General features: G+C 32.4%; 22 protein-coding genes. 10 read left to right on the top strand and 12 right to left on the bottom strand.

Annotated features, from left to right (window positions below; translation table 11 throughout):
• Positions 1-20 precede the first annotated feature (20 nt).
• From GJV76_RS06615 to GJV76_RS06625, 3 genes are all read right to left on the bottom strand, one after another.
• Complete coding sequence (locus GJV76_RS06615) at positions 21-1,025, bottom strand: metal-dependent hydrolase (RefSeq protein WP_155091856.1); 1,005 nt, start codon at positions 1,023-1,025, stop codon at positions 21-23.
• A gap of 86 nt (positions 1,026-1,111) precedes the next feature.
• Complete coding sequence (locus GJV76_RS06620) at positions 1,112-1,591, bottom strand: Lrp/AsnC family transcriptional regulator (protein WP_006258948.1); 480 nt, start codon at positions 1,589-1,591, stop codon at positions 1,112-1,114.
• 90 nt (positions 1,592-1,681) lie between these two features.
• Positions 1,682-2,833: a M14 family metallopeptidase gene (locus GJV76_RS06625; RefSeq protein WP_155091857.1), complete on the bottom strand. Its 1,152-nt coding sequence runs from the start codon at positions 2,831-2,833 to the stop codon at positions 1,682-1,684.
• A 317-nt stretch (positions 2,834-3,150) separates the two neighbouring features.
• On the opposite strand from GJV76_RS06625, the gene GJV76_RS06630 reads away from it, so the two are divergent.
• The 3 genes from GJV76_RS06630 (at position 3,151) to GJV76_RS06640 (ending at position 5,533) form a co-directional block, all read left to right on the top strand.
• Positions 3,151-3,618, top strand: a complete 468-nt coding sequence (locus GJV76_RS06630; RefSeq protein ID WP_155091858.1) for a helix-turn-helix domain-containing protein — start codon at positions 3,151-3,153, stop codon at positions 3,616-3,618.
• Between the two features lie 66 nt (positions 3,619-3,684).
• A complete protein-coding gene (locus GJV76_RS06635) occupies positions 3,685-4,353 on the top strand; it encodes a spermidine synthase (protein WP_155091859.1) in 669 nt (222 codons plus the stop codon).
• A 64-nt stretch (positions 4,354-4,417) separates the two neighbouring features.
• Positions 4,418-5,533 (top strand): GNAT family N-acetyltransferase, encoded by a 1,116-nt coding sequence (locus tag GJV76_RS06640; protein WP_155091860.1) that lies wholly within the window; start codon positions 4,418-4,420, stop codon positions 5,531-5,533.
• 1,400 nt (positions 5,534-6,933) lie between these two features.
• Here GJV76_RS06640 and dnaN read toward each other — a convergent pair.
• The 5 genes from dnaN to GJV76_RS06665 all read right to left on the bottom strand — a co-directional run bounded on the left by dnaN (position 6,934) and on the right by GJV76_RS06665 (position 11,695).
• A complete protein-coding gene (gene dnaN, locus GJV76_RS06645; protein WP_155091861.1) occupies positions 6,934-8,052 on the bottom strand; it encodes a DNA polymerase III subunit beta in 1,119 nt (372 codons plus the stop codon).
• 80 nt (positions 8,053-8,132) lie between these two features.
• A complete protein-coding gene (gldG, locus tag GJV76_RS06650) occupies positions 8,133-9,818 on the bottom strand; it encodes a gliding motility-associated ABC transporter substrate-binding protein GldG (protein WP_155091862.1) in 1,686 nt (561 codons plus the stop codon).
• On the bottom strand, positions 9,818-10,537 hold the full coding sequence (gldF, locus tag GJV76_RS06655) for a gliding motility-associated ABC transporter permease subunit GldF (protein WP_155091863.1): 720 nt from the start codon (positions 10,535-10,537) through the stop codon (positions 9,818-9,820). The genes gldG and gldF overlap by 1 nt, the downstream gene beginning before the upstream one ends.
• Positions 10,538-10,547: 10 nt before the next feature.
• Positions 10,548-10,844 carry a putative quinol monooxygenase gene (locus GJV76_RS06660; protein WP_155091864.1) on the bottom strand — a complete coding sequence of 99 codons (297 nt, stop codon included), beginning with the start codon at positions 10,842-10,844 and terminating at the stop codon, positions 10,548-10,550.
• A gap of 14 nt (positions 10,845-10,858) precedes the next feature.
• Positions 10,859-11,695, bottom strand: coding sequence for an SAM hydrolase/SAM-dependent halogenase family protein (locus GJV76_RS06665; RefSeq protein ID WP_155091865.1), 837 nt, complete (start codon positions 11,693-11,695; stop codon positions 10,859-10,861).
• Between the two features lie 96 nt (positions 11,696-11,791).
• On the opposite strand from GJV76_RS06665, the gene GJV76_RS06670 reads away from it, so the two are divergent.
• Positions 11,792-12,781: a PhoH family protein gene (locus GJV76_RS06670; protein WP_155091866.1), complete on the top strand. Its 990-nt coding sequence runs from the start codon at positions 11,792-11,794 to the stop codon at positions 12,779-12,781.
• Positions 12,782-12,851: 70 nt separating this feature from the next.
• Here the strand turns inward: GJV76_RS06670 and GJV76_RS06675 are convergent, their stop codons facing one another.
• A complete protein-coding gene (locus tag GJV76_RS06675) occupies positions 12,852-13,634 on the bottom strand; it encodes an META domain-containing protein (protein WP_155091867.1) in 783 nt (260 codons plus the stop codon).
• Positions 13,635-14,328: 694 nt separating this feature from the next.
• Positions 14,329-15,771, bottom strand: a complete 1,443-nt coding sequence (gene pdxR, locus GJV76_RS06680; protein WP_155091868.1) for a MocR-like pyridoxine biosynthesis transcription factor PdxR — start codon at positions 15,769-15,771, stop codon at positions 14,329-14,331.
• 95 nt (positions 15,772-15,866) lie between these two features.
• Between pdxR and GJV76_RS06685 the strand changes: the two genes are divergently transcribed.
• A complete protein-coding gene (locus tag GJV76_RS06685; protein ID WP_155091869.1) occupies positions 15,867-16,313 on the top strand; it encodes a GNAT family N-acetyltransferase in 447 nt (148 codons plus the stop codon).
• Between the two features lie 60 nt (positions 16,314-16,373).
• Complete coding sequence (locus tag GJV76_RS06690) at positions 16,374-17,105, top strand: YggS family pyridoxal phosphate-dependent enzyme (protein WP_155091870.1); 732 nt, start codon at positions 16,374-16,376, stop codon at positions 17,103-17,105.
• Between the two features lie 55 nt (positions 17,106-17,160).
• On the opposite strand, the gene corA is transcribed toward GJV76_RS06690, so the two are convergent.
• Positions 17,161-18,246 carry a magnesium/cobalt transporter CorA gene (gene corA / locus GJV76_RS06695; protein ID WP_160339513.1) on the bottom strand — a complete coding sequence of 362 codons (1,086 nt, stop codon included), beginning with the start codon at positions 18,244-18,246 and terminating at the stop codon, positions 17,161-17,163.
• 77 nt (positions 18,247-18,323) lie between these two features.
• Here corA and hutI point away from each other — a divergent pair, with 77 nt between their 5' ends.
• From hutI to GJV76_RS06715, 4 genes are read left to right on the top strand one after another with little or no spacing between them, the layout of a single operon-like run.
• Positions 18,324-19,580 carry an imidazolonepropionase gene (hutI, locus tag GJV76_RS06700; protein ID WP_155091871.1) on the top strand — a complete coding sequence of 419 codons (1,257 nt, stop codon included), beginning with the start codon at positions 18,324-18,326 and terminating at the stop codon, positions 19,578-19,580.
• A gap of 11 nt (positions 19,581-19,591) precedes the next feature.
• Positions 19,592-20,635: a formimidoylglutamase gene (locus GJV76_RS06705; protein WP_155091872.1), complete on the top strand. Its 1,044-nt coding sequence runs from the start codon at positions 19,592-19,594 to the stop codon at positions 20,633-20,635.
• 2 nt (positions 20,636-20,637) lie between these two features.
• A complete protein-coding gene (locus GJV76_RS06710; RefSeq protein ID WP_160339514.1) occupies positions 20,638-21,312 on the top strand; it encodes a response regulator transcription factor in 675 nt (224 codons plus the stop codon).
• A gap of 8 nt (positions 21,313-21,320) precedes the next feature.
• Complete coding sequence (locus tag GJV76_RS06715; protein ID WP_155091873.1) at positions 21,321-22,670, top strand: sensor histidine kinase; 1,350 nt, start codon at positions 21,321-21,323, stop codon at positions 22,668-22,670.
• A 152-nt stretch (positions 22,671-22,822) separates the two neighbouring features.
• Here GJV76_RS06715 and aroC read toward each other — a convergent pair whose 3' ends face one another.
• A complete protein-coding gene (gene aroC, locus GJV76_RS06720; protein ID WP_155091874.1) occupies positions 22,823-23,890 on the bottom strand; it encodes a chorismate synthase in 1,068 nt (355 codons plus the stop codon).
• Positions 23,891-23,918 lie beyond the last annotated feature (28 nt).

The raw sequence follows: 23,918 nt of genomic DNA on the forward strand, positions 1-23,918 counted from the left end.
ATTTATTTTCATAGAACTAACTATACACCACCCATCCTTTTCCAAAGTTTTCTCAATAGTTTAACACCATCTCGCTTTTCTTTCTTCACCTCTCTGACTGATAATTGTCCATCATCATCAACATAAAAATCATAACTAAAAGCAAATTGAATATCTTCTTCATCATTTTTCAAAAGACCAAATCTCAAATCATTAAAAAATATTTTATCATTATCTTCCGTAAAAGTATACTGTCCCTCAGACACCTTTATAAGCCTTTTTAATAAAACATGATTTTCTAAATGTTCTTGATACTCGTGATTCTTAGGGAATGTCTGAAACTTTATTTCTGAAGTATCAAAAAAAGAATACTCCCCTATTAAAAAACTATCCTTTGTTTCGACAATTCCATTCCACAACACAACATTCATCGCAGTAGGCTTTACAGAAAGAGCACTATAACTAACATTTACTCTATCAAGAGCATCAGTAAACTTATAAAAAGCCAATGCCTTCAAAAGTAAAGTCAAAGCTAAATATGAAGAACTAACAATCAATCCTAAATTATTAAACCTCATTCGCTTTCTTAAATTATTCTTCTCGCGCATGGACCTAATTAAAAAGTAAATGAAGGGCAAGGTATAAAGAGGATCTATTACAAAAATAGATTTAAAGGCAAACATATAATCAAAAGGCCACAATACACGTGTTCCCCATGAGGTAAATACATCTAAAATAGAATGCGTAAACAAGCCCCAGAAAAACAACCAATATCCTTCTTCGTAAGTTAGCCCATTTTTTTTCTCAATCTTATACACTACAAACCCTAGAAGAAAAGAAGCGAAAATTGCAAATAATATAGAATGACTCACGCCTCTGTGGATTTCCAAGGCGGTCAAAGGATCAGTCATCCAACCAACAACAACATCTAAATCCGGTATAGTTCCAGCGATAGCACCATACAGAACAGCTCTATTCTTTAGTTTCTTTCCCGCTACAGCATTTCCTATAGCCCCTCCTAAAACAATCTGAGTCAATGAATCCATACTACTCTATTTATTATCAATGGTAATTATACAAAAAAAACTGCCATATAGCAGTTTTCTTTTTTGTTCTATAAGTATTATGAATACTATAATTCTTTAAAAATAGTATGCATTAAACGTTTTTTATCATTGATACTTTCTTCTAAAGAAATCATTGATTCAGTTCTGTAAACTCCTTCAATGTCATCAATCATATAAATAACTTCTTTTGCATGACGTGTATTCTTAGCTCTAATTTTGCAGAACACATTAAATTTACCTGTTGTAACGTGAGCCACTGTAACAAATGGTATTTCATTAATTCTCTCTAAAACGAATTTAGTTTGAGAAGTATTATGAAGAAATATTCCAATGTAAGCAATGAAAGCATAACCTAATTTCTCATAATCTAATGTTAATGAAGAACCTTGGATAATACCTGCATCTTCCATTTTCTTAACGCGTACGTGAACAGTACCTGCCGAGATTAAAAGTTTTTTTGCAATATCTGTAAAAGGAACTCTCGTATTATCAATCAACATATCTAATATTTGGTGATCGATTTCATCTAAACGAAATTTACTCATAAATCAATTATTTATCTTAATTCTAAATCTATAATTCTGTACAATAATACTAAATAAAAATCATCTTTATTCAAAAAACCTTAAATTTTATTATTTTTTTAATAGTTTTTTAACCTCGACATCTTCAATATTTACAACATCTGACAAATTTTTATTCAACATCTCTATCATAAATCTACTACTTTTTTTAAAGTAAAAAACTTTATTTATTGAAAGATGCACAAATTTACTTTGTTTTTTATTAATATCCACAACAATGGGGCAAAATTTAACTTTTTCCTCCTCTAATTCTTCTAAAAATTGAATATTCACAATATAACTTTCACCAGAATCACTAAAGACTACATTGGTTAAAGCTACATCACAAAAGTTTTTCTCATTTTCTGGGATTTGAAAATAATCTTCAATAGTATAGTTAAAATATGATTGAGTAGCTATTCCATCAAGCATATACAACAAAGATTTAAATACAAACATTCTCGTTTGCTCTCGATCATAATCTCCTTGATAATGCCCTGCTTCAAATAACACAGTTGGTATATTGAGTGTCTGACAATAATCACCTATGCAATTAATATTAAAACTATCATCAAATCTACCTACCTGACCAGGAAGATCTCTTTCTAATTTATCTTTGACAGCAGCAATCAACTTCATAGCTACTTCCCTATATGAATTAATATCGCGCTCAAAATTATATGCTGGTGACAAGAAAGAAATAGTAGCTGGTAGATTACTTGAACCCACTCCAAAAATAGTTCTTTGATCATGTAGATTAAATGCAAAATTAGGTTTGAAATCCTCTATACTTTTTCGAAGAATTCTACTTTCTGGTTCTTTCAAATCTATTGAATCTCGATTCAAATCTATTCCATTAGCATTTACTCTTGTATAAAATTCAGCACCATCAGGATTCAATATAGGTATGATTCTTAAAGTAAAAATATCCCTCCATTTTAACACTTCTACCTGAGTATCATCAGAGAGGTAATTTAACAAATCTATCACTGCTTTTGTTGTGGTTGATTCGTTACCATGCATCTGAGACCACATCAAAATTCTTATACTACCATTCCCCCAAGTAATACTTTTAATCTCTTTTCCCAAAACAGATTCTCCTTCTATATTTAACTTAAAACTATACTTTAAGTCTCGTAAAAAATCCTCGATACTTTTATTAGTGATATACCTACCCTTAATTTTACTATAAGTATTGGTCTTTACAATATTATCTACCTCCATTGCTTGAGTTACTTTTCATTAGTATTACAAATGTAAACAGATATTTTTTTACATCTGTAAACAGTTAAATTAAAATCATAGTTTACAATTGTAATTTACATTAGTATACATTCATACTGTTACTTGCAAATAAATCATTTCAAACAAAATAAAAACACAAAACATAATAAATCAACTATTTAAGTACTATATATTAAACCAATACGTTAACATAGTTTACATATATACAGTTGTAAACATTGGATATATACAATAAATAATTACATTTGTAAACAGTTATATATTTTGTATGTATTTACATTTTTAAACAAATACCTATGGACAATTTTGTAAACAGATTAGAATTTTTACTGGAAACATTAGACTATACTGCTTCCGCTTTTGCCGATAAAATTGGAGTACAAAGATCGAGTTTATCTCACCTTCTATCGGGTAGAAACAAACCAAGTTTAGATTTCATTCTAAAAATAAATGACACCTTTCCCGACATTAATCTCTTGTGGTTACTCAAGGGAAAAGGCAATTTTAACAACCTCGATAATCAGGAAATAAACATACAAAAAGACATCCCTTCTTTAACCAACACACCTATTTCCCCTACTCTATTTGATGAAGATAAACGAGAAAAAGAAAATAATATTTTAACAAAAAAAGAGGAAAATATTGAAAGTAAAAGCTTGACAAATTTAGCTCCAATCGCACAGTCTTTTAATTCAAATAGCGACATAGACCAAATTATTATTTTTTATAAAGACGGAACTTTTAGCAACTTCAAACCTAAATAAAAGAATAATAATCCATGTCCTATTTCAATAAAGTAATGCACTATCTTTGCAATTAAAAACGTTTAAATGATAACTAAATTTCTAAGCTATTTTTTTCCAATTACCATAAAAAAAACAAACTCTAAAATCAACAATCAATTAGAAGTTACATGGCATAAAGGAGAATTAAATTTAGATTCTACAAATACAAACTACTCCTATGGAAATCTTGAAAAAGTACTTCGAGATGGACTAAAATTTATTGGCAGTCATAAAATAAAAGAGATGAATCATATCTTGGTTTTAGGATTAGGAGCAGGTAGCATAGTCGATACTTTAAGAAATTATATTAACTACCAAGAGAACATTATTAGCGTTGAAATTGATCCTATAGTTATCCATTTAGGAAAGAAGTACTTCAATTTAAAAAAGCTAACTCATAAGCACACTATCGTTGAAATGGATGCTTTCGAATATGTTCTTAGAAGTCAAGAAACCTTTGACTTGATTGTCATCGACATCTTTCAAGATTACACGATGCCAAGTTTTCTATTCGAGGACTATTTTGTATCTCACCTAAAGGAATTATTATCAGTTAATGGTTTTATATTATTCAACACTATCATATTAGACGAACATCACAGAAAAAGAAATAACGCCTTTTTGCAGATGTTTGAAAAAGAGATGTACTCCACTCGCATATATCCGAAAAGCCAAACACACAATGAACTAATTACAATCAAAAAGCTTAGGTAATAAAGTTTTAATACACTCACAAATAATTATCTTTGTAAATCTAACAGATGATAAGACTTACAAAATGATAAAGATTATAGAAGCTCAAAGCAAAAAGGAAATAGCTGATTTTGTCAAATTCCCTTTTAAACTTTATAAGAACAATCCTTATTGGGTCCCTCCCATCATAAAAGAAGAAATAAAGAGTTTCGATCTGAAAAATGACATATTCAAAAGTGTTGATGTAAAATTCTTCTTAGCGTATAAAAACAACGAAATTGTAGGCCGTGTTGCTTGTTGTATTAACTGGACAGAAGTAAACGATTTACACAAGAGCAAAGTCAGATTTGGATGGCTTGAGATGATTGATGATATCGAAGTTACTAAAGCGTTAATTCAAGTCGTTAAAGAGTTCGGAAAAACCCATAAAATGAACTATATAGAAGGCCCTATGGGATTTTCTAATATGGATAAAGCAGGAATGCTAACAAAGGGGTTTGACTATATTGCTACCATGATCGGGATATACAATCCTGAATACTACCCTATACACCTTGAACAATTAGGCTTTAAACCTGAAGCTGAATGGATAGAATACAAATTAGACAAGACACTCTATAACGAAGGAAAATTAACTAAGATGGCCAGTTTGATAGAAAGTCGCTATAATGTAAAAGCACTTGAATTCAAAACGACAAAAGAGCTAATGCCTTATGTGAATGAAATGTTCGCTCTTTTAAACAAAACATATGCTGACCTACAAAGTTTTGTTCCTATACAAGATTTTCAAATTGAGCATTATAAAGAAAAATACCTTCAATTCATCCACCCCGATTTCATCTCTTGTATCATGGATGAAAACAATAAGATGATTGCATTTGCCATCACTATGCCGTCATTCTCTAAAGCATTTCAAAAAGCAAATGGCAAATTATTCCCATTCGGTTTTTTACATTTACTTAAAGCCATAAGAAAGAACAATCATGCAGAGTTTTATCTTATAGGAGTAGATCCAGAATACAGAAGTAAGGGAATTACTGCAGTTATATTTAGAGAAATATATGACTGTTTCAAAAAACACAATATTGAATTCATAGAAACCAATCCTCTTTTAATTGAAAACAATAAAATTCAATTGTTATGGAAAAACTTAAATCCAATCATTCACAAAGAACGAAAAACCTTTAGATTAGATTTATAAAAATATAAAAGACTCTCATTTTTTAACATTTTATCCAAATAAGATATTTGAATTATCCATTTAAGATAACTAATGTTAATTTAAAGAAATAACAACATATAATTAAATAAAATATCCTACATTAGCTATAGGAAATCAGAAAAATACAAATAACTATTACTTTTACTACAATTAAAACTATGGTTTCCTAAAACATTAAATTGAACTCTCAACACTTGACGAGTTCAATTTTTTTTATCTATACTTGAACAAGAAAACTTTCACATCAGCTCTTATGCACAAATTTAGAACTATAGATAAAGTTCAACCATCACTATTCCAGAATTCATTTAGAGATGATATCTCTTTCTAAAAATAGTAGCCCTTATACTTATGTTTTAGAGCGAATGAAAGAGATATGAAGTAGAATTGCTTTATAGTATTTAGCTAAAGGAAATCAGTGTTTAAATAGCAGAATAAAAAATAGTACTTTCCTTGGGCTTTCTTGCACTTTTCTTGCGGTATCCTTGCACTTTTGTCCACAAAAAGGGGGGTTTCTCGAAGAAAACCCCTAGTATCCCCCTAGAATCCCCTAAGAAAGTGCGACCAAAACAGCACCTGTTCACATCGTTAATAAAAGTAGTTGAGAGCTATAGCTCCAAAAAGCGCACTAACAGATAGCCGCATTGACAGATATGGATTTCCACAATCATTCTTCCCTTAAAAGTAGAGCTATAATTTTGTCAACAATGCTTTTGTGTTTGCCGTATTAAAGTACTCAACGAAATACACTGATAAACCTATAGTCAATATTACTTTACTGTCCATCATCGAACAAAGTTCCTTCTTTACACTTTCCGCACTTACTTTGCACCTTAAACGACTCTTACCAATTTATGTGATACAAATGAGGGTAAACTATAATACCATGAGCCAACATTAAATTCTCTCTCACTTATAGCCTATTAGCAATCCTGTTTCTCTCTCAATATTGGTGATTACAAGAAAACAAGACCAATAGTCAATAAATCCAATTGATATTTAGTCAAAAAGCAGATTAGAACACCTTAAGACATTTCGCAAACAAGTACTAAAACAGAATTCTCACCTTAAAAAAGCATCAGCTCCATTCGCCTATAAAACCTACAAGTAATCCAAATACAACACTGTGATATAAGTTCATACATCAGCATTGCATAATTCATAGCTTCCACCTCATCTATCCCCCGTATTCTTCAACGTAAACCAACAAACAGCAGCCCTATAGTATTTTATACCTTTCTGTAAAAAAACACACTATAATACAACCATACAACTCAACGTACTACAATAAAAAAATCATCCTAAACAATTAGAATGATTTTCATAGTACCAAAAAAAGGGTTTACGATTTGTAAACCCTTTTATATATTCTTATTTTTCTAGTTATTCAACATAACTGGCATTACTAACATTGTAACAGATTCTCCATCTTCTAATCCATCAACAGGTGTTAAGATTCCCGCTCTATTTGGCAAAGACATTTCTAAGAGAATATCGTCTGATTGAAGATTGTTCAACATCTCAACAAGAAAACGTGAATTAAACCCAATCTGCATATCATCACCTTGATAATCACATGTCAATCGCTCATCAGCCTTGTTTGAATAATCGATATCTTCAGCAGAAATGTTTAATTCTGTACCTGCTACTTTTAATCTAATTTGATGTGTAGTCTTATTAGCATAAATAGAAACACGACGAACTGAATTTAAAAATTGTACTCTATTAATTAATAGTTTATTTGGATTTTCCTTTGGTATTACTGCTTCGTAATTTGGATACTTACCATCTATTAATCGACAAGTCAATGAATAATTATCAAAGTAAAACTGTGCATTAGATTCATTAAACTCGATCGTTACATCTGCTCCAGAAGACATTAAAATATTCTTTAATATAGTCAATGGCTTTTTAGGCATAATGAAACTTGCTTCATTTGAAGAAGAAATATCAGATCTTGAATATTTCACCAATTTATGAGCATCAGTAGCAACAAATATTAATCCAGAAGGAGAAAACTGAAAGAATACTCCTGACATTACTGGACGCAAATCATCATTACCTGCAGCAAATATAGTTTTGCTAATCGCAGTTGCTAAAACTCCTGCTGGCACCTCCGTTTTTGAAGGATCTTCTAAAGACTCAGCTTTTGGAAACTCCTCTCCTTGAGCATAAGCCAATACATATTTACCAACATCTGAACTTATTTCAATTGTATTGTTTTCCTTCACTGAGAAAGTCAATGGTTGCTCTGGAAACGTTTTTAACGTCTCTAACAACAACTTAGCTGGTACAGCTATACTTCCTTGACTTGTTGATTCAATCTCTAATGTAGCTGACATTGTTGTCTCTAAATCAGAAGCAGAAACCTTTAATATATTATTATCTAATTCAAATAAAAAATTATCTAAAATATGTAAGGTATTACTACTATTGATAACACTACCCAAAACCTGTAGCTGTTTTAACAAGTAGGAACTCGATACTATAAATTTCATATTACAATTATTTAACTCCGCAAAGTGCTTTATAGCTACAAATATATCGGATTATTATTAATAATAAAAGTGATTTTGTCTTACTTTTTCTCAAAAATGCGTTTTTTCAAAACTAAAAAAACAATTGAAAAAATGACAACAATCAGTATTGGTAAGATTAAAGCTAACATTTGAATTTTTGTATAATTCTGATACACTTTAACTTTGTCCATCATTGGGAATCTAACTTCTTTGGTACGAAGCTGTATCAACCCACTATCATCTAATAAGAAATCAACTGAATTCATCAATAACTCCTTATTCCCATATAATTTATTAGTCCATTTATCATATCCTAACTCCATGGGAGCACCTCTCTGATCCAATTGATTCTTTGCTAAATTACCATCTGAGAAGACAATTATTTTATTTTGTAGCCCCTTCTCTTTGAAATCACTCATTTGAAAAGGCAATACTCTATTCTGAAAAACAGATCTAAAATCTCCTTCTAATAAGACTCCTAAAATATAGTTTCCTTTTCCTTCATATACCTCTGGTCCTACCTGTTCGTTTAAAACATCAAGACTTATCTCAATAGGAGTTCCTACGGTTGACGAGTATTTTGAAGATTGCAATAAAACTGTCTTAGCAATGTTGTTTTTTAAAGTATCTATTGGCGATACGAAATCAAACTTAACTCCTTCTATATTTTTTATTATTGGATGTTTCCCCTCTGGATAAACAAAAGGAGAAAATTTCCAAATAAAATCCCCATACTGCGTCTCACTTCCTTGTTTTCCTATTGCTAATTTAATTGGAGCACCTATTTCATCTTTAACCAAGACAGGGTTTATTCTAACACCATATTTAAACAACATTTCCCCTAAACTTTGGTCTTTAGCATAAGCTAACATATTACCTGTAGCACGCAAACTATCAAAATCTGCTTGAACTTGATCTAACATAAAAATAGCCTTACCTCCACTGACAATATATTGATCAACTACTTGAATTTGTTTGTCTGTGAAATTTTTATGAGGCTTTGCTATTAAAGTTAAATCATATTCCTTCAGCTCATTTAAAGTCTTTACTGGATTACTTGCAACTGAATCTAAAGTAAAAGGAGCTATATAATAACTCTCTTTTAAAGATAATAATAAATCTGCAATATATACATCTTCTAATTCGTCATTTCCTCTTAAAACAGCTATTTTCTTTTGCTTCTCTTTTATTACCTTTTGTATTGCATCAATAAAAGCATATTCCAAGTGCTGAACAGAAGTCAATACTTTTTCTTCCGTATTCGCTCCTAACATATTTTTCAACAACTGAACTTTGGATGCCTTTTCTCCCCTCGAGACAATCGCCCACGGTAAAACCACTTGCTGGGTTTGAGTCCCTTTATCATTTACCGTGATAGAAACAGGTTTAATTCCATACTGAACAAGTTCATTCAAAACCTCCTCACTACCATTAGCCTCATCTAAAGGGTTTACAAATTGAAACTTTACATTCGAATTTACAAGTTCAAACTCCTCTAATAGTTGACGCGTTTCTAATTGTAACCTTCTAAACTCACCTGGAAATTTTCCTTCTAAAAAAACATCAATTATAATGGGGTTTTCAACCTGTTCTAATAATTTCACTGTTGCTTCTGACAAGGTATACCGTTTATCTTGTGTTAAATCGAATCGCTTGTAAACAAGACCTCCTATCAAATTGAGCAACACAATCACAACAATACATTGCAACAGTACTTTTAGATTTTTACTTAAATTACTTTTCATTATTTGCGCAATGTTTTTATTTTAGAAACTGTCATACTTAAAAATAAAAAAGCGATTGAAACAAAGTATATTAAATCTCTTGTATCTATCACCCCCCTAGAAATACTTCTAAAATGATATTGTACTCCAAATTTCTCTACGAATGTACTCTGCATTAAGCCTGCTAAAGCATCTATTCCCAAAGAGAAAAACAGACACAACCCCACTCCTAATATAAAAGAAACTATTTGGTTTTCTGATAAGGCAGAAGCAAATATTCCCATCGCTCCATACGCAGCAGAGAGAAACAATAATCCAAAATAAGATCCAAGTACACTTCCCATATCAAATTCTTGCCCAGGCAAGAGATAACTCTCTAAAAAGTAGACATATATAACAGTAGGTAATATCGACAAGAAAATCAAAAACAATATTCCAAAATACTTGCCTAAAACAATTTGCCAAACAGAAAGGGGTTTAGTTAGTAACAACTCTATTGTCCCCTGCTTTATTTCCTCTGACAAACTTTTCATTGAAACAGCTGGAATTAAAAAAGTTAAGACCAAAGGAGCTAAATAAAAAAACGGAGCTAAATCCGCAAAATTACTTTGCAATATATTGTAAGTTCCATCAAAAAACCAAAGCATTAAGCCATTGATCAATAAAAATACGATGATAACTAAATACCCTGTCAAACTACTTAAAAAAGAGCGGATTTCCATTAAACAGATGGCTTTCATTCTTAATATCTTATTTAACTGTTACTAATCTATCTACACTCCAAGCTTCTGCTTTTTCACTAAAAAGCGTTTTGACAAAAGGCCAAACTTCTTTAAAAGTACTTGAATGCCTGTAAGTATCTAAATCTTGCTCTGTATCCCAGTAGCTATATGTAAAAAAAATATTCTTTATATGCTTGTCCTGATACAACTCCAAGAAAGTACAACCTGGTTGATTCCTCACAACACTCTTTATTTCTTCAAAGTAATTCACGAATTCCTCTACCTTATCTTCGTGAAAAGTAAGCTTTACGATTCTAATAAACATCCTTAATTATTTTGTTATGTAATAGGTTCAACGGCAAATTCTATTGATATATTGTCATGTAGTTGAAGACTTAATAATGTTCTTGGAGATCCACCCGGATTATTAGGCCTAGAATAAAAGATTGTAATCACAAGTAAATCAAGGTCATTAAAAACAGCTAATAAATCACCCGCTCTATCTTTGAGCGTCATACTCTCTGTGACTTTAAAATCTGCATAGTATTTATTTAGTCGCGATATGCTATTGCTCTTAACGCGAATAACAAAGTCTTTTCCTCGGCCAATTTTATCAAATGCTTCCTTGGTGATATTAGTAATCAAATTGCCATAGGTGTCTTCATAGACAATTTTACCTGAGATTCTATTATCCTCTAAAATTAAAGAATCACTAATTCGATTTAATTTAGTTAAGCTCTCAACCTCAACCCCTAAACTTTTAAGCTTTCTTCCTTCAGATAACTGATAAGCACAATACACAAATAAATCATTTGATCTCAAACTTCCATCATTGTGAATGTAAACAGCACTTTCAAATCCATCAGAAGATAGCAATTGGGTTAAGACACCATTGTCTACTGTAATAAAATAATGCCCATTGTATTTCATACACACCGCGGGCGTACTTTCAGAAATAAAAGCATCTACAGCAACAATGTGAATTGTTCCTTTTGGAAAATTATTATAAGTGGCAGCAATAACAAAACCAGCTTCTTCTATATTATAACTAGTTATTCCATGTGATATATCTACTATATTACAATTAGAAATATTTGAATAAATCTTTCCCTTCAATGCGCCAACATAATAATCTTTGTATCCAAAATCAGTCGTCAATGTAATTATCTTTTGCATTGTAAATTTTTAGTATAATTTTTAGAAGAGTCGAATTTTTATAGTAGCTTTGAGATACAAAATTATGTTATTTTTTTTAATTAATTCTCATAGGTATTGAACGAAAGAGTAATTGAACTTACAGAATTTAGCCCAAAAGACTTTTGGGGGCCACAAGATATTCATTTAGACTTACTTAAAAAGCTCTATCCAAAAATCAAAATAGTTGCTCGTGGCGGAATCATAAAAATATTTGGAGACCCAGAAATTTTAGATGAATTTGAAAAGCGATTTGACAGACTCATCAAGTATTTTGCAAGATACAATAGAATTGATGAAAATGCAATTGAACGAATCGTCATGGACAATGGACCACAGATTATGAATCCTGCTGATGACATCTTAGTTCATGGTGTATCAGGCAAGCTAATCAAAGCGTTAACCCCTAATCAACAAAAACTCGTCAAGTTTGTAGAGAAAAATGACATGGTATTTGCCATTGGACCTGCTGGTACAGGAAAAACCTATACAGGTGTCGCTCTTGCCGTAAGAGCCCTAAAAAACAAAGAAGTAAAGCGAATTATTCTAACTCGCCCTGCTGTAGAAGCTGGAGAAAACTTAGGTTTCTTACCTGGTGACATGAAAGATAAGCTTGATCCTTATATGCAACCCCTTTATGATGCATTACGAGACATGCTTCCTCCTCAAACCTTAGATGATTACATACTCAAAGGCGTAATTCAAATTGCTCCATTAGCTTTTATGCGTGGCCGTACATTAGACAATGCTTTTGTTATCTTAGATGAAGCTCAAAACACTACGCACTCACAAATGAAAATGTTTTTAACTCGAATGGGAAAAAGTGCTAAATTCATCATCACTGGAGATCCTGGTCAAATCGACTTACCGAGAAAAGTATCGTCTGGGTTAAAAGAGGCGTTATACATTCTAAAAGACGTCGAGGGCATAGGGATTTTGTACTTAGACGACAAGGACATTGTCAGACATCGCTTAGTGAAAAAGATTGTCGATGCCTATAGAAAAAGTGAAGAAAGACCAGATCAAATGTCTTTTGAAGAACTAAAGAAGATGGAAACAAAACAGTAAAATACAAAAAAGGGAAACTTAATAAGTCTCCCTTTTATTTTGTATTTCATCACCCTATTAAAGGCTTTAATTACATCCCATAAACATCGCGTAAAAAAGTCAATTTTTGAACTGCCCCTTCATACAACATTAAATAATCGCCTTTTATCTCATAGCGATCACAATTATCCAATACAGCGAGTAACTCTTTCTCTTTTTGATACATCTCAGTTACATATTCTGGCGATAAGATTATTTTAAAAAAAACAGAATCACCTTCACATCTTAAATCCCCATAAATCATATGATTACCGCCACTGCCTGAAAAACTTCTTGTATTAATATCAATGCAAATCAACGGTATCTGATTTATACCCAATTCTTCCACTCTCTTTCCTTCGTATGACTGAAAAATCCAGTTACCCGAAAGTGAATTGTCATACAAATAATGACCAAAACAAGCGAAGTCAACAGAGTCATCTTGCAATTCTTGCTTTTTCACTAAACTTACAGCTACTGAATGATCAAAACGTCCATCTAGAAAATCACGAGCTGTCTCGTCTTCATAGATCACAATTTCTATTTCCTCGTGTTTTGTTGAAGACTTATAAACACGGCTCTCTCCCTCTATCAAAGGTTCAACAAATGGAAAGATAATCTTTTGATTGGGCTTAGAACTTGAATATACTATACCTTTTTTACTTATTGCAATGGCTTGCAATGAATCTTGAGCTACAGCTTTAAAAAATGTTCCATCCAAATCATTCTTATTCAGTAAATCCATTTGTTTAGATGTACTGTCCTTACTATTTTTTTCTCTTGACTGCTCCATCCCACAAGATGGAAACAGAGAAACTGTCAACGCCAAAATCATAATTTCCCTTTTATTTACAACTTTAAGAATCAAAGGCTATACCAAAAAAATACATTATCGACTAATTAACATTTTTTAAGTTAACATTTACCTCCTAAAACTGCATTATTCCTAACTTTACCTTCTTAAAAAAAACGTTGCAAAGATACGACTATAATAAAAAAGTATATAATACTTTATATTAATATTATGACAATTTTCAGACTTATTTATTCTCTTTTAATCCCGAATAAATTATCTATTTTACAATTTTATCTCTTGAGATTTAAACTATTGTAATACCTCTATTTACTTTTCTCTTTTATTCACAAGAATCTTCCATCCTATAGTAAAAAATCACCAACTATTTTTTATCATATACGTCATTACTTTTATACTTAAATCAACTAAAATTCAATATTTTTCAATTCTTTTTTTCCAACAAAAAACCTCTTTTTTGAAAAAAAAGCCCAACCAAAGAGAAATCATTTTGACGTATTTGTAGAAACACAAGTTTTCTACTATTTTTTAGTACTCTATTTCCAACCTATCAAACAAGCTTACTAATGCTATTTAATCTTTCCTTATTTAAAAATTGGCAAAATTGAATATCTTGTTCGGATAGTGATTGCAAACTAACATTACAAAATTGTTACGAAACAAATTAAAAATAAGATACACTCAACAAGTCGCTAACTAAGGAAAAACCTTCTCCTTATCCATTGTCAGGTATTGTCTCTTTAAAACAATTCGCTAATGCTATTATCCCCAACTTCATTTCTTCCTCCTCGAGATTACCAAAGCTCAATCTAAAACCAACAGACTTATTGTCAAAACTATAACTTATTGAAGAAATTAATTTTATACCCTTATCAAAAACACTTTGTTCAAACACCTTGTGATTAAATCCTGTTTTATATTCCAACCAGAAAGCCAGTCCACCTTCAGGTACACTATAATTCACATAGTCTTTCAAGTAGCGCTCTATTAAGTCTTTCATTGTATCCCTTCTCTGATTGTATATTTGAGAGACCTTTCTCAAGTGTTTCTTAATCGTGCCTTCTTGAATCAATTGCAATACAGCTTGCTCCATGATAACATCTCCTTGCACATCAATTAATTTGCGAAGGTTGCCTATTTGCCTCAATAGCTCTTGATTCTTTGTTACCAAATACCCAATTCTCAATGCAGGTGCAACTACTTTGCTCAATGTTCCTATATAGATATAATCTCTCAATCCCTTATTACTACAAAGGGGCATTACAGGTCGATACCCATAGTGAAACTCATTATCATAATCATCCTCTATAATTGTAAAATTATGCTCATTACTCAAAGCTATTAACTCTAATCGCCTTTTTGTACTCATAACTACAGTAGTTGGATATTGGTGGTGTGGAGTGGTATATACTGCTTTAACACCTTTGTACTTATTCAAAATTTGAGACACCTCATCCACCTTCAAACCCTCTTTATCAACACCAACACTCAAAAGAGTTACTCCAACAGTCTCGAATGCTTGCCATGCTGGCTTATACCCCAAATCTTCGACAATGACAATATCTCCCTTTTTCCACAGACAATGAGCTAATAAGTATAACGCCATTTGGCTGCCTCTTGTAATACAAATGTGATCTGCTTGAACATACATACTCCTTTGATGATTAAGCATATCTGCTATAGCCTGACGAAAATCACGTTGTCCATAAGTATCCGCATATCCCATTAATTGCCACTTGGCTTTTCTTTTAAATATTTTTCGATACGCCCTTGCTAACTCGTCTACTGGTGCTAAGCGACTATCTGAATGACCATCATTAAAATTAATCCAATATGATTTATCTTCTAAATTTTTTATTATATCTGAATTCTTTTCTTTTTTAAAGGGATCTAAAACAGGGAGTTCTTCAGCTACAAATGTGCCTCTCCTTTCTTTACTATCTAACCATTTTTCTGCAATCAGGACATTCAGTGCTTCTACAACCGTATTTCGGTTAACTCCAATCTCTGCTGCAAGAACTCGACTTCCTGGCAAAGCCGTACCTGATTTTAATCTACCTAAGGTTATGTCCTGTATGATAGCATCTGCTATTTGAAGGTAAATAGGTTTATCTAAGGTACCATCTATTTCAATATTCAATTTCCAAGGTCTTAACATCTGGACTACTTATTTATATTAAAACTGTATCATTATAGTGGTCCAAATATAAAATACTTTTGCGTAGTATAATCAATTATTCAACATTTAATAACATGAATTTTAAAATCCGAAAAGCTAATCTTGAAGATTTGCAAGAACTAAGTCAACTGTTCAATGAGTACAGAGTTTTTTATCGTCAAGTAAGCAACCTTGAGCGCAGTATGGAGTTCATAAAGAATCGACTACTAAATAATGAATCAGATGTATTTATTGCTCTTGTTGAAGACAAAGTAGTTGGCTTTGTTCAACTATACAAATTATTCCACTACATCAAATTAGAGAAGCAATGGTTATTAAGTGATCTCTATGTACAACCCGAATATAGAGGAAAAGGGATTTCCATAGGATTAATAGATCGCAGTAAAGAATGGTGTATAGAAACAGGTGCTTGTGGTCTAATGCTGGAAACAGAAAAAACAAACCACATTGGGAATACGCTATACCCAAAATGTGGATTTTTACACGACGAGGGACACAATTACTACCATTGGTGGAGATAATCTCACAGTGATAGCGTATCTTTATTCTATTGCTACACACAATGTAAAAATCAAACTACGATGAAAGAAAATATTCTCAATAATTTAAAAGCCATATCGAATAGAATTCAACTTGCTTGTCTAAAATCAAATAGAGATCCCCGAGATGTTAAATTGTTATTAGCAACAAAAACTGTTCGCGCTGAAGACATTAAAATAGCTATTGAAGCAGGCTTCCACTTAATTGGAGAAAACAAAGTTCAAGAAGTAAAAGAAAAGTTCGAAATCCTTTCGACAGTAGAGCATCAAAAGCATTTTATCGGTCACTTGCAAACAAATAAAATCAAGGATATCCTCAAATACGATGTTAACTGTATACAATCCTTAGACCGCATTGATTTGGCAGAAAAGCTACATCAACGTCTATCTAAAGAGAATAAAACAATAGATGTATTCATACAAGTGAATACTTCTAATGAAGAGAGTAAATTCGGTATTTCACCAGAAGATGCTGTCGAATTTACAAAGCAAGTAGCACAATTTGACACTTTGAAGATAAAGGGCTTAATGACAATTGGATTATTTAGTGCTGAGGATGAAAAAGTAAGGGTTTGTTTTAAACTTTTAAAGAAAATTCAAATGCAAATTAACGAACTCCATATTCCCGACGTAAAAGTCAACGAACTCTCAATGGGAATGAGCAACGACTTGGAAATAGCTATAGAGGAAGGAGCGACAATTATTCGCGTTGGAACTGCTATTTTTGGGCAGAGAATCTACCCAGATAGTTACTATTGGAATGAAAGTAAATAATGGTATAAATAAAAAGATGCAATAATTAAACACTATTGCATCTTTTTACTTTTAACTAAAACCACTTTCGCCATTTAATATACCCAATCATTAAGATGACGATAACAAGCATGGCTAACAAAGTAAAGTAATATCCATTTGGATCTTTGAGCTCTGGCATATTCTCAAAATTCATCCCATACACTCCTACAATAAAAGTTAGAGGAATAAATATAACAGAGACGATAGTCAAGACTTTCATGATTTCGTTCATTCGATTACTCTGCGAAGAAAAAAAGTAATTCGTGGCACTATCTAACTTATTCAAATTGTATTCAATCTGATCTAAGATTTCATTCGATTTATATTGTAAACGCTCAAAAAAGGCGATACTCGATCTGCTTATAATTGCTTTTCCAGAGCTTTTTTCATGCTGTGTTCTTAAATTATACAGAACCTCTCTCAAGGGAATTACTGCGCGCTTAATATCATTCAACTCTTGCGTATACTCCTCAATTCGTATGATTATCTCTTTCTGATATTGCACACGAGCTTCTACTAAAACCTTCTCTACATTGTCTTCAACCATATCAAGAGTAACCAAAAAGCTATCCATCAATGAATCCATTAACCCATATAGTAAATAGCCTGCATCTCTTTTTCTAACTTGACCAATTTTCAGTCGAATACGCTCGCGAATTAAATTAAAAAAATCTCCCTTTTTCTCTTGGAAAGACAAAAGGATATTTTCTTTTAGGATAAAACTTATCTGCTCGACATTAACATAAACATCATCTACAGTATAAGGCAAAATTGCTTTGACACTAAAAAACATCGTCTCATCAAGCTCCTCAACTCTTGTTCTACGCGCAAAGTTTAAAATTTCTGCCATGATATAATTTTCAATAGCAAAGAAACTACCCACTTCTTTTAACAAGTCAATATCGTGTAATCCATGTAAGTTAAACCACTTAATTGCATTGGGATTCGATTTTTTAAGCACCTCTTCAATTTCACTCAAGCTCAAGTCATTGTATTCTTCAAAACTATCCTCATCATATACGAATAACTGCATACTAATTGGTACTTCAGGAAAAGCACCAGAATATTCAAGAGAATTTGGTTGAAGTTTTCTTATTTTCTTATATTTAACTCGTCCCACAATATTAATTTTGTTTAAAAGGTTTATGATAATTAACTTCACGAACTATAAATAACTTCTTAGAGATACAATAGCAAATGAAACTATTAATCAAAAATATAAAAGAATTACTTCAAATCAGAGAACAACATGTAGATAAATTAGCAGGAGAGCAGATGAAAACACTTCCTAAGCTTGAGAATGCTTATCTTATTGTTAAAGATGAAGATATCATTGACTATGGTCCTATGGCAGATTTACCTCAAAATGTAGTCTTTGACCAAATCATAGATGCAACTGGTAAGACCGTTTTACCAAGTTGGGTGGATAGTCATACACACATAGTTTACGCTGGAAACAGAGAACTTGAGTTTGTAGACAGGATAAATGGCTTGAGTTATGAAGAAATTTTTAACAGAGGTGGCGGAATACTAAATTCTGCTAAAAAATTACAAGAAACTTCAGAAGAAGATTTGTATAACCAATCCAAAAAGCGATTAGAAGAAATTATTCAGTTAGGTACTGGTGCAGTTGAAATTAAATCAGGTTATGGATTAACACTTGAATCTGAGCTAAAAATGCTTAGAGTAATAAAAAAACTAAAAGAGAACTACCCTATTGAAATTAGAGCTACATTCTTAGGAGCTCATGCTTTTCCAGCTGAATACAAAGAGAACCACCAAGGATACATTGATTTAATGATTAACGAAATGATCCCAGCAATAGCAAAAGAAAAACTGGCTGATTTCATTGACGCTTTCTTAGAAACTGGTTATTTTTCACCGGAAGAAACTGAAAAAATTATTCAAGTGGGTAAAGAATATGGTATGGTAGCCAAAGTACACGTAAATCAATTTACTGCAATTGGAGGAATTAAAACCTGTGTAGAGAATAATGCATTATCTGTTGATCACTTGGAAATTGTAACGGATGAAGATATCGCTATTTTAAAAGATAGCAAAACAATGCCTGTCGCACTTCCGACCTGTTCATTCTTTATATCTATTCCTTATACCCCAGCACGTAAAATGATTGATGCAGGCCTACCACTGGCATTAGCTTCAGATTCCAATCCTGGGACGACTCCTTCCGGAAATATGAATTTCGTTGTTTCAACTGCTTGTATAAAAATGAAGATGACACCTGAAGAAGCTATTAATGCAGCTACAATTAATGGAGCGTATGCTATGGGAGTAGAAAGAGATTACGGAAGTATTACCAAGGGAAAAAAAGCAAGCTTAATAATCACCAAGCCACTAAATTCATTCTATGAATTGCCATATGCATTTGGTTCAAATCTAATTGATCAAGTGATCTTAAAAGGAAAAACGCAATTGTTTAAACAAAATAACTAAGACACAATTTTATGTCAAGTACAAAACTAAAACTTCTCTCTAAAAGCGAATTAATTTCACTTACTAATTTTAGAAATGGTGAAATTAAATTCGGTGAACGCGTTCGCTTATTAGAATCTCCAAGTTGTTGGGAAGAAGAGCTAAAAACGCATGAAAGCAAATACGTAGTTCTTGGAATCCCTGAAGATATTGGTGTCAAAGCAAATCTTGGTAGACCTGGTGCTGACTCAGCTTGGCAAACCTTCTTAAGTTCCTTTTTAAACATTCAACACAATCGCTTTTGTAAAGGGAGCTGGATTACTATTCTTGGTCATTTAAATTTTGAACAAGAACTAAAGGAAGCTGCATTATTAGATGCAAGTATTAAAGAGCAACGTAAACGATTATTTGAATTAGTACAAATAATCGACAAAGAAGTTTCACACATCATCAGCAAGATTGTAGCCGCAAATAAAATTCCTATTGTCATAGGTGGTGGTCACAATAATGCTTATGGCAATATAAAAGGTAGTGCCTTGGCAAAAGGAAAAGCTATCAACGCTATTAACTTTGACGCACATACAGACTTTAGACCGTTAGAAGGTAGACACAGTGGTAATGGTTTTTCTTATGCCTTTGAAGAAGGTTTTTTGAAAAACTATTTCATCTTTGGGTTACACGAAAACTATACCTCTAAATCTGTTTTCTCTGAGATCAAAGCACATGCAGAAAGAGTAAAGTACAACACTTTTGAACAAATAAGGATTCGAAAAGAGAAATCATTTGAAACTGAGTTAGTCACAGCACAAAAACACATTGAGTATGCTCCTTATGGAATAGAAATAGATTTAGATGCTATTCCTTTAGTGGCGAGTAGTGCTATATCTCCTGCTGGTTTCTCTTCAGAAAAATTGCGCCAGTTTATACACTTTTTTGGGAAGTCAAAAAATGTAACTTATTTACATATATGTGAAGGAGCTCCATCTTTAGATTTTCCTACAAACAACCATTTAGTTGGCAAATTAATAGCTTATTTAGTAACTGATTTTATTAAATCAAACTCAGAAAAAATATAATTGTGAATATATTATTAGTAGAAGATGACAGTAGAATAAGCGAGTTCATCATTAAGGGTTTGGAAGAAAATGGAATGCGCGTACAACTTGCCTCTACTGGAGAAAAAGCAAGAGAACTCATTATGCAAAATGATTGGGACTTAATATTAATGGATATTATGCTTCCTGGAATTGACGGTATACAATTGACAAAAATGATTCGCTTTAAGAAAAACTACACCCCTATACTAATATTAAGTGCTTTAAGTGATACTAATGATAAAATAGAAGCCCTCGACAATGGTGCAGATGACTACTTAACAAAGCCTTTTCACTTCAATGAGTTACTTTCTCGCATAAATGCATTAACGCGTAGAACAAAGTTTAACTACGAAAACAGAGAAGTATTTTTTATCTGTAGGGATATTAAACTTGAACCTGAGAAGCATTTGGTAACACAAAATGGGAAGCAAGTAGATCTTTCGCCAAGAGAGTATAAACTGCTATTATACCTTTTAGAAAACAAAGACAAAGTAGTTTCAAGAACCCAGATCCTCGAGCGTGTTTGGGGCATTCAATATGACACCAATACAAATGTTGTCGATGTTTACATTTCTTATCTCCGAAGTAAATTGGATGAATCCAAAGGTAAACTCATACACACCATTAAAGGAACAGGATATATGTTACAAGACTAAATTAGGTTATGAAACTTCGCAAGCGCTTAACCCTTTATAGTACATTTACATTTGGAATAGTGTTTTTCATTACTTCCTTAGTCATTTTTATCGCCTTTTACCAAAAGACGATGTACTCTACAATTTCCCAATTAAAAAACACAACCCTACTCTCTGGTATTTATTACCTTGAGCAAGATGAACTTCCTTCTTATGAACACTCAGCTATAAAAGAAGAGTTTAGAGCGACAATACAAAGTGTAAATGTTGCAATATTCAACAACAAGAATAAAGTCGAGTACGGGCACTTATTGGGGGACGAAAATATAACATCCGCTATATTGGAACTTGTTCGAAATAATAAAGAATACTACTTCACTACAAAAGACTATTTCTATCACGGTATCTTTTACCCTGATAATCAAGGAGATTTTGTCGTCTTTATAAAAGAATCAAAAGAAGATTTTAACGAACAGCTAAGCAGCTTGGTACTTATCCTTCTCAGTGTCTTCACTTTGGGGATTATCAGCATTTACTTTTTAAGCAAATACCTATCAAATGTCGCTTATAAACCTTTCAAAAAGGTTATAGATCAAGTTAATTCAATAAACTTCAATAACTTTCAAGAAGGTATTGAAGTTCCTGACACAAAGGATGAATTAGCAGAATTAATCACAACTTATAACAAACTATTACACAGACTTTCAGAAGGTATTATCATACAAAAGAACTTTATAAACTATGCCTCTCATGAATTTAAAACGCCACTAACTGCCATAAGTGGTAATCTTGAAGTATTTGCCCAAAAAGACAGAACACCTGAAGAATACAAAAAAGTGGCAAATGACGCTTTAGAAAATGTCTATCGTATTGAAAGCATATTGAGTAATCTACTCCTATTGTCAGGACTAAACAATAAAGAGAATACAAAAGAAGAAATTAGAATTGACGAAGTTGTCTGGGATATTTTTGATGCACTTCAACCAAAAGTGAACAAGCTAAACACACAACTCAACTTACAGTTTGAAGTTAAAGATTTCAATATTCTAAAGATATACGGAAACCATACCTTAATACACTTAGCACTTTACAATATCATCGAAAACGCCGTTAAGTATTCGCAGAAAAAACCTATCGACATCTCCCTACTTACAGATAACAATCGATTAAAACTCATTGTTAAAGACTATGGGAGAGGCATCGAACAAGATGACCTTCCTCTTGTTAGACAAACGTTTTACAGAGGCAAAAATGTAGGCGATATTAAAGGGCATGGTATAGGTCTATCTCTGGCATTGCGCATTTTCGAACAGCACAATATAGAAGTTGACATACAATCAAAAGCAGGTGAAGGTACTTGTATAACCCTCTTATTCTAAAAACAAACGCAGTTAATCTATACATCATTTAAAAAAGTATAGACTACAACTCCACTAAAGAATCACAAAATAAAAAAGTCTACTAATATTCCACACAAAGTAAGAACACTAATAAACTTTTCATATATCGTAGATGTAAACAAACTAATGTTTTACATTTTCAGTTTACCATATTGCTCAATATACATATCTAACATAACAATAGCTGCCATTGCTTCAACAATCGGAACAGCTCTTGGCAATACGCAAGCATCATGCCTACCTTTCCCTTGGACTGTCACAACTTCATTTTGTGTATTAATAGATAATTGATCTTTCATTAAAGTTGCAGTAGGTTTAAACGCTACTCTAAAATAGATGTCCATTCCATTGCTAATACCTCCAACTATTCCTCCTGCATTATTTGTCTTTGTAAGCCCATTAGGAAGTATTTCATCATTGTGTTCGCTCCCCTTCATCCTAGTAGCCTCAAATCCTAATCCGAACTCTACTCCTTTTACCGCATTAATGCCAATCATTGCTTTGGCTAACTCTGCATCCAATCGATCAAATACAGGCTCCCCAAGTCCTACTGGTACCCCTTGAATCACACAAGTAATAGTTCCTCCTATCGAATCCCCGTCTTTCTTTACTTCTTTGATAAGCTGCTCCATTTGTTTAGCAATCAAAGGATCTGCACAACGTACTGGATTATTCTCAATTTCATTAAAATCTAATTCAGTATATGGCGCAGTAACCTTAATCTCCCCAACAGAAGAAACAAAGGCTGTAATACTTAATTTGCCAAGTACCTGTTTAGCGATCGCACCAGCGACAACACGACAAGCTGTTTCTCTCGCAGAACTTCTTCCTCCACCTCTGTGATCTCTATGTCCATACTTCTTATCATAAACATAGTCTGCATGGCTTGGACGATATATATCCTTAATGTGATCGTAATCCTTTGACTTAGAATTTGTATTTTCAATTATAAAACCAATTGGAGTTCCTGTGGTTTTCCCTTCGAAAATTCCAGACAAAAAACGTACTTCATCTGCTTCCTTTCTTTGTGTCACAATCTTTGATTGCCCTGGTTTTCGACGATCAAGTTCGCGTTGAACTGCCACCAAGTCTAATTCAATTCCAGCTGGGCAACCGTCAATCACTCCTCCTATTGCATCTCCGTGAGACTCGCCAAAAGTTGTAACTCGAAAACGATTACCAAAAGTATTACCTGCCATAATATTCTGTATTTCCTACAAGTTTACT

This window comes from Myroides albus (assembly GCF_009711045.1).
GTDB lineage: Bacteria > Bacteroidota > Bacteroidia > Flavobacteriales > Flavobacteriaceae > Flavobacterium > Flavobacterium album_A.

Coding starts and splice junctions, on each gene's coding strand:
- GJV76_RS06615 (WP_155091856.1), bottom strand. CDS start 1,025: ATGGATTCATTGACTCAGATTGTTTTAGGAGGGGCTATAGGAAATGCT.
- GJV76_RS06620 (WP_006258948.1), bottom strand. CDS start 1,591: ATGAGTAAATTTCGTTTAGATGAAATCGATCACCAAATATTAGATATG.
- GJV76_RS06625 (WP_155091857.1), bottom strand. CDS start 2,833: ATGGAGGTAGATAATATTGTAAAGACCAATACTTATAGTAAAATTAAG.
- GJV76_RS06630 (WP_155091858.1), top strand. CDS start 3,151: ATGGACAATTTTGTAAACAGATTAGAATTTTTACTGGAAACATTAGAC.
- GJV76_RS06635 (WP_155091859.1), top strand. CDS start 3,685: ATGATAACTAAATTTCTAAGCTATTTTTTTCCAATTACCATAAAAAAA.
- GJV76_RS06640 (WP_155091860.1), top strand. CDS start 4,418: ATGATAAAGATTATAGAAGCTCAAAGCAAAAAGGAAATAGCTGATTTT.
- dnaN (WP_155091861.1), bottom strand. CDS start 8,052: ATGAAATTTATAGTATCGAGTTCCTACTTGTTAAAACAGCTACAGGTT.
- gldG (WP_155091862.1), bottom strand. CDS start 9,818: ATGAAAAGTAATTTAAGTAAAAATCTAAAAGTACTGTTGCAATGTATT.
- gldF (WP_155091863.1), bottom strand. CDS start 10,537: ATGAAAGCCATCTGTTTAATGGAAATCCGCTCTTTTTTAAGTAGTTTG.
- GJV76_RS06660 (WP_155091864.1), bottom strand. CDS start 10,844: ATGTTTATTAGAATCGTAAAGCTTACTTTTCACGAAGATAAGGTAGAG.
- GJV76_RS06665 (WP_155091865.1), bottom strand. CDS start 11,695: ATGCAAAAGATAATTACATTGACGACTGATTTTGGATACAAAGATTAT.
- GJV76_RS06675 (WP_155091867.1), bottom strand. CDS start 13,634: ATGATTTTGGCGTTGACAGTTTCTCTGTTTCCATCTTGTGGGATGGAG.
- pdxR (WP_155091868.1), bottom strand. CDS start 15,771: ATGTTAAGACCTTGGAAATTGAATATTGAAATAGATGGTACCTTAGAT.
- GJV76_RS06685 (WP_155091869.1), top strand. CDS start 15,867: ATGAATTTTAAAATCCGAAAAGCTAATCTTGAAGATTTGCAAGAACTA.
- GJV76_RS06690 (WP_155091870.1), top strand. CDS start 16,374: ATGAAAGAAAATATTCTCAATAATTTAAAAGCCATATCGAATAGAATT.
- hutI (WP_155091871.1), top strand. CDS start 18,324: ATGAAACTATTAATCAAAAATATAAAAGAATTACTTCAAATCAGAGAA.
- GJV76_RS06705 (WP_155091872.1), top strand. CDS start 19,592: ATGTCAAGTACAAAACTAAAACTTCTCTCTAAAAGCGAATTAATTTCA.
- GJV76_RS06715 (WP_155091873.1), top strand. CDS start 21,321: ATGAAACTTCGCAAGCGCTTAACCCTTTATAGTACATTTACATTTGGA.
- aroC (WP_155091874.1), bottom strand. CDS start 23,890: ATGGCAGGTAATACTTTTGGTAATCGTTTTCGAGTTACAACTTTTGGC.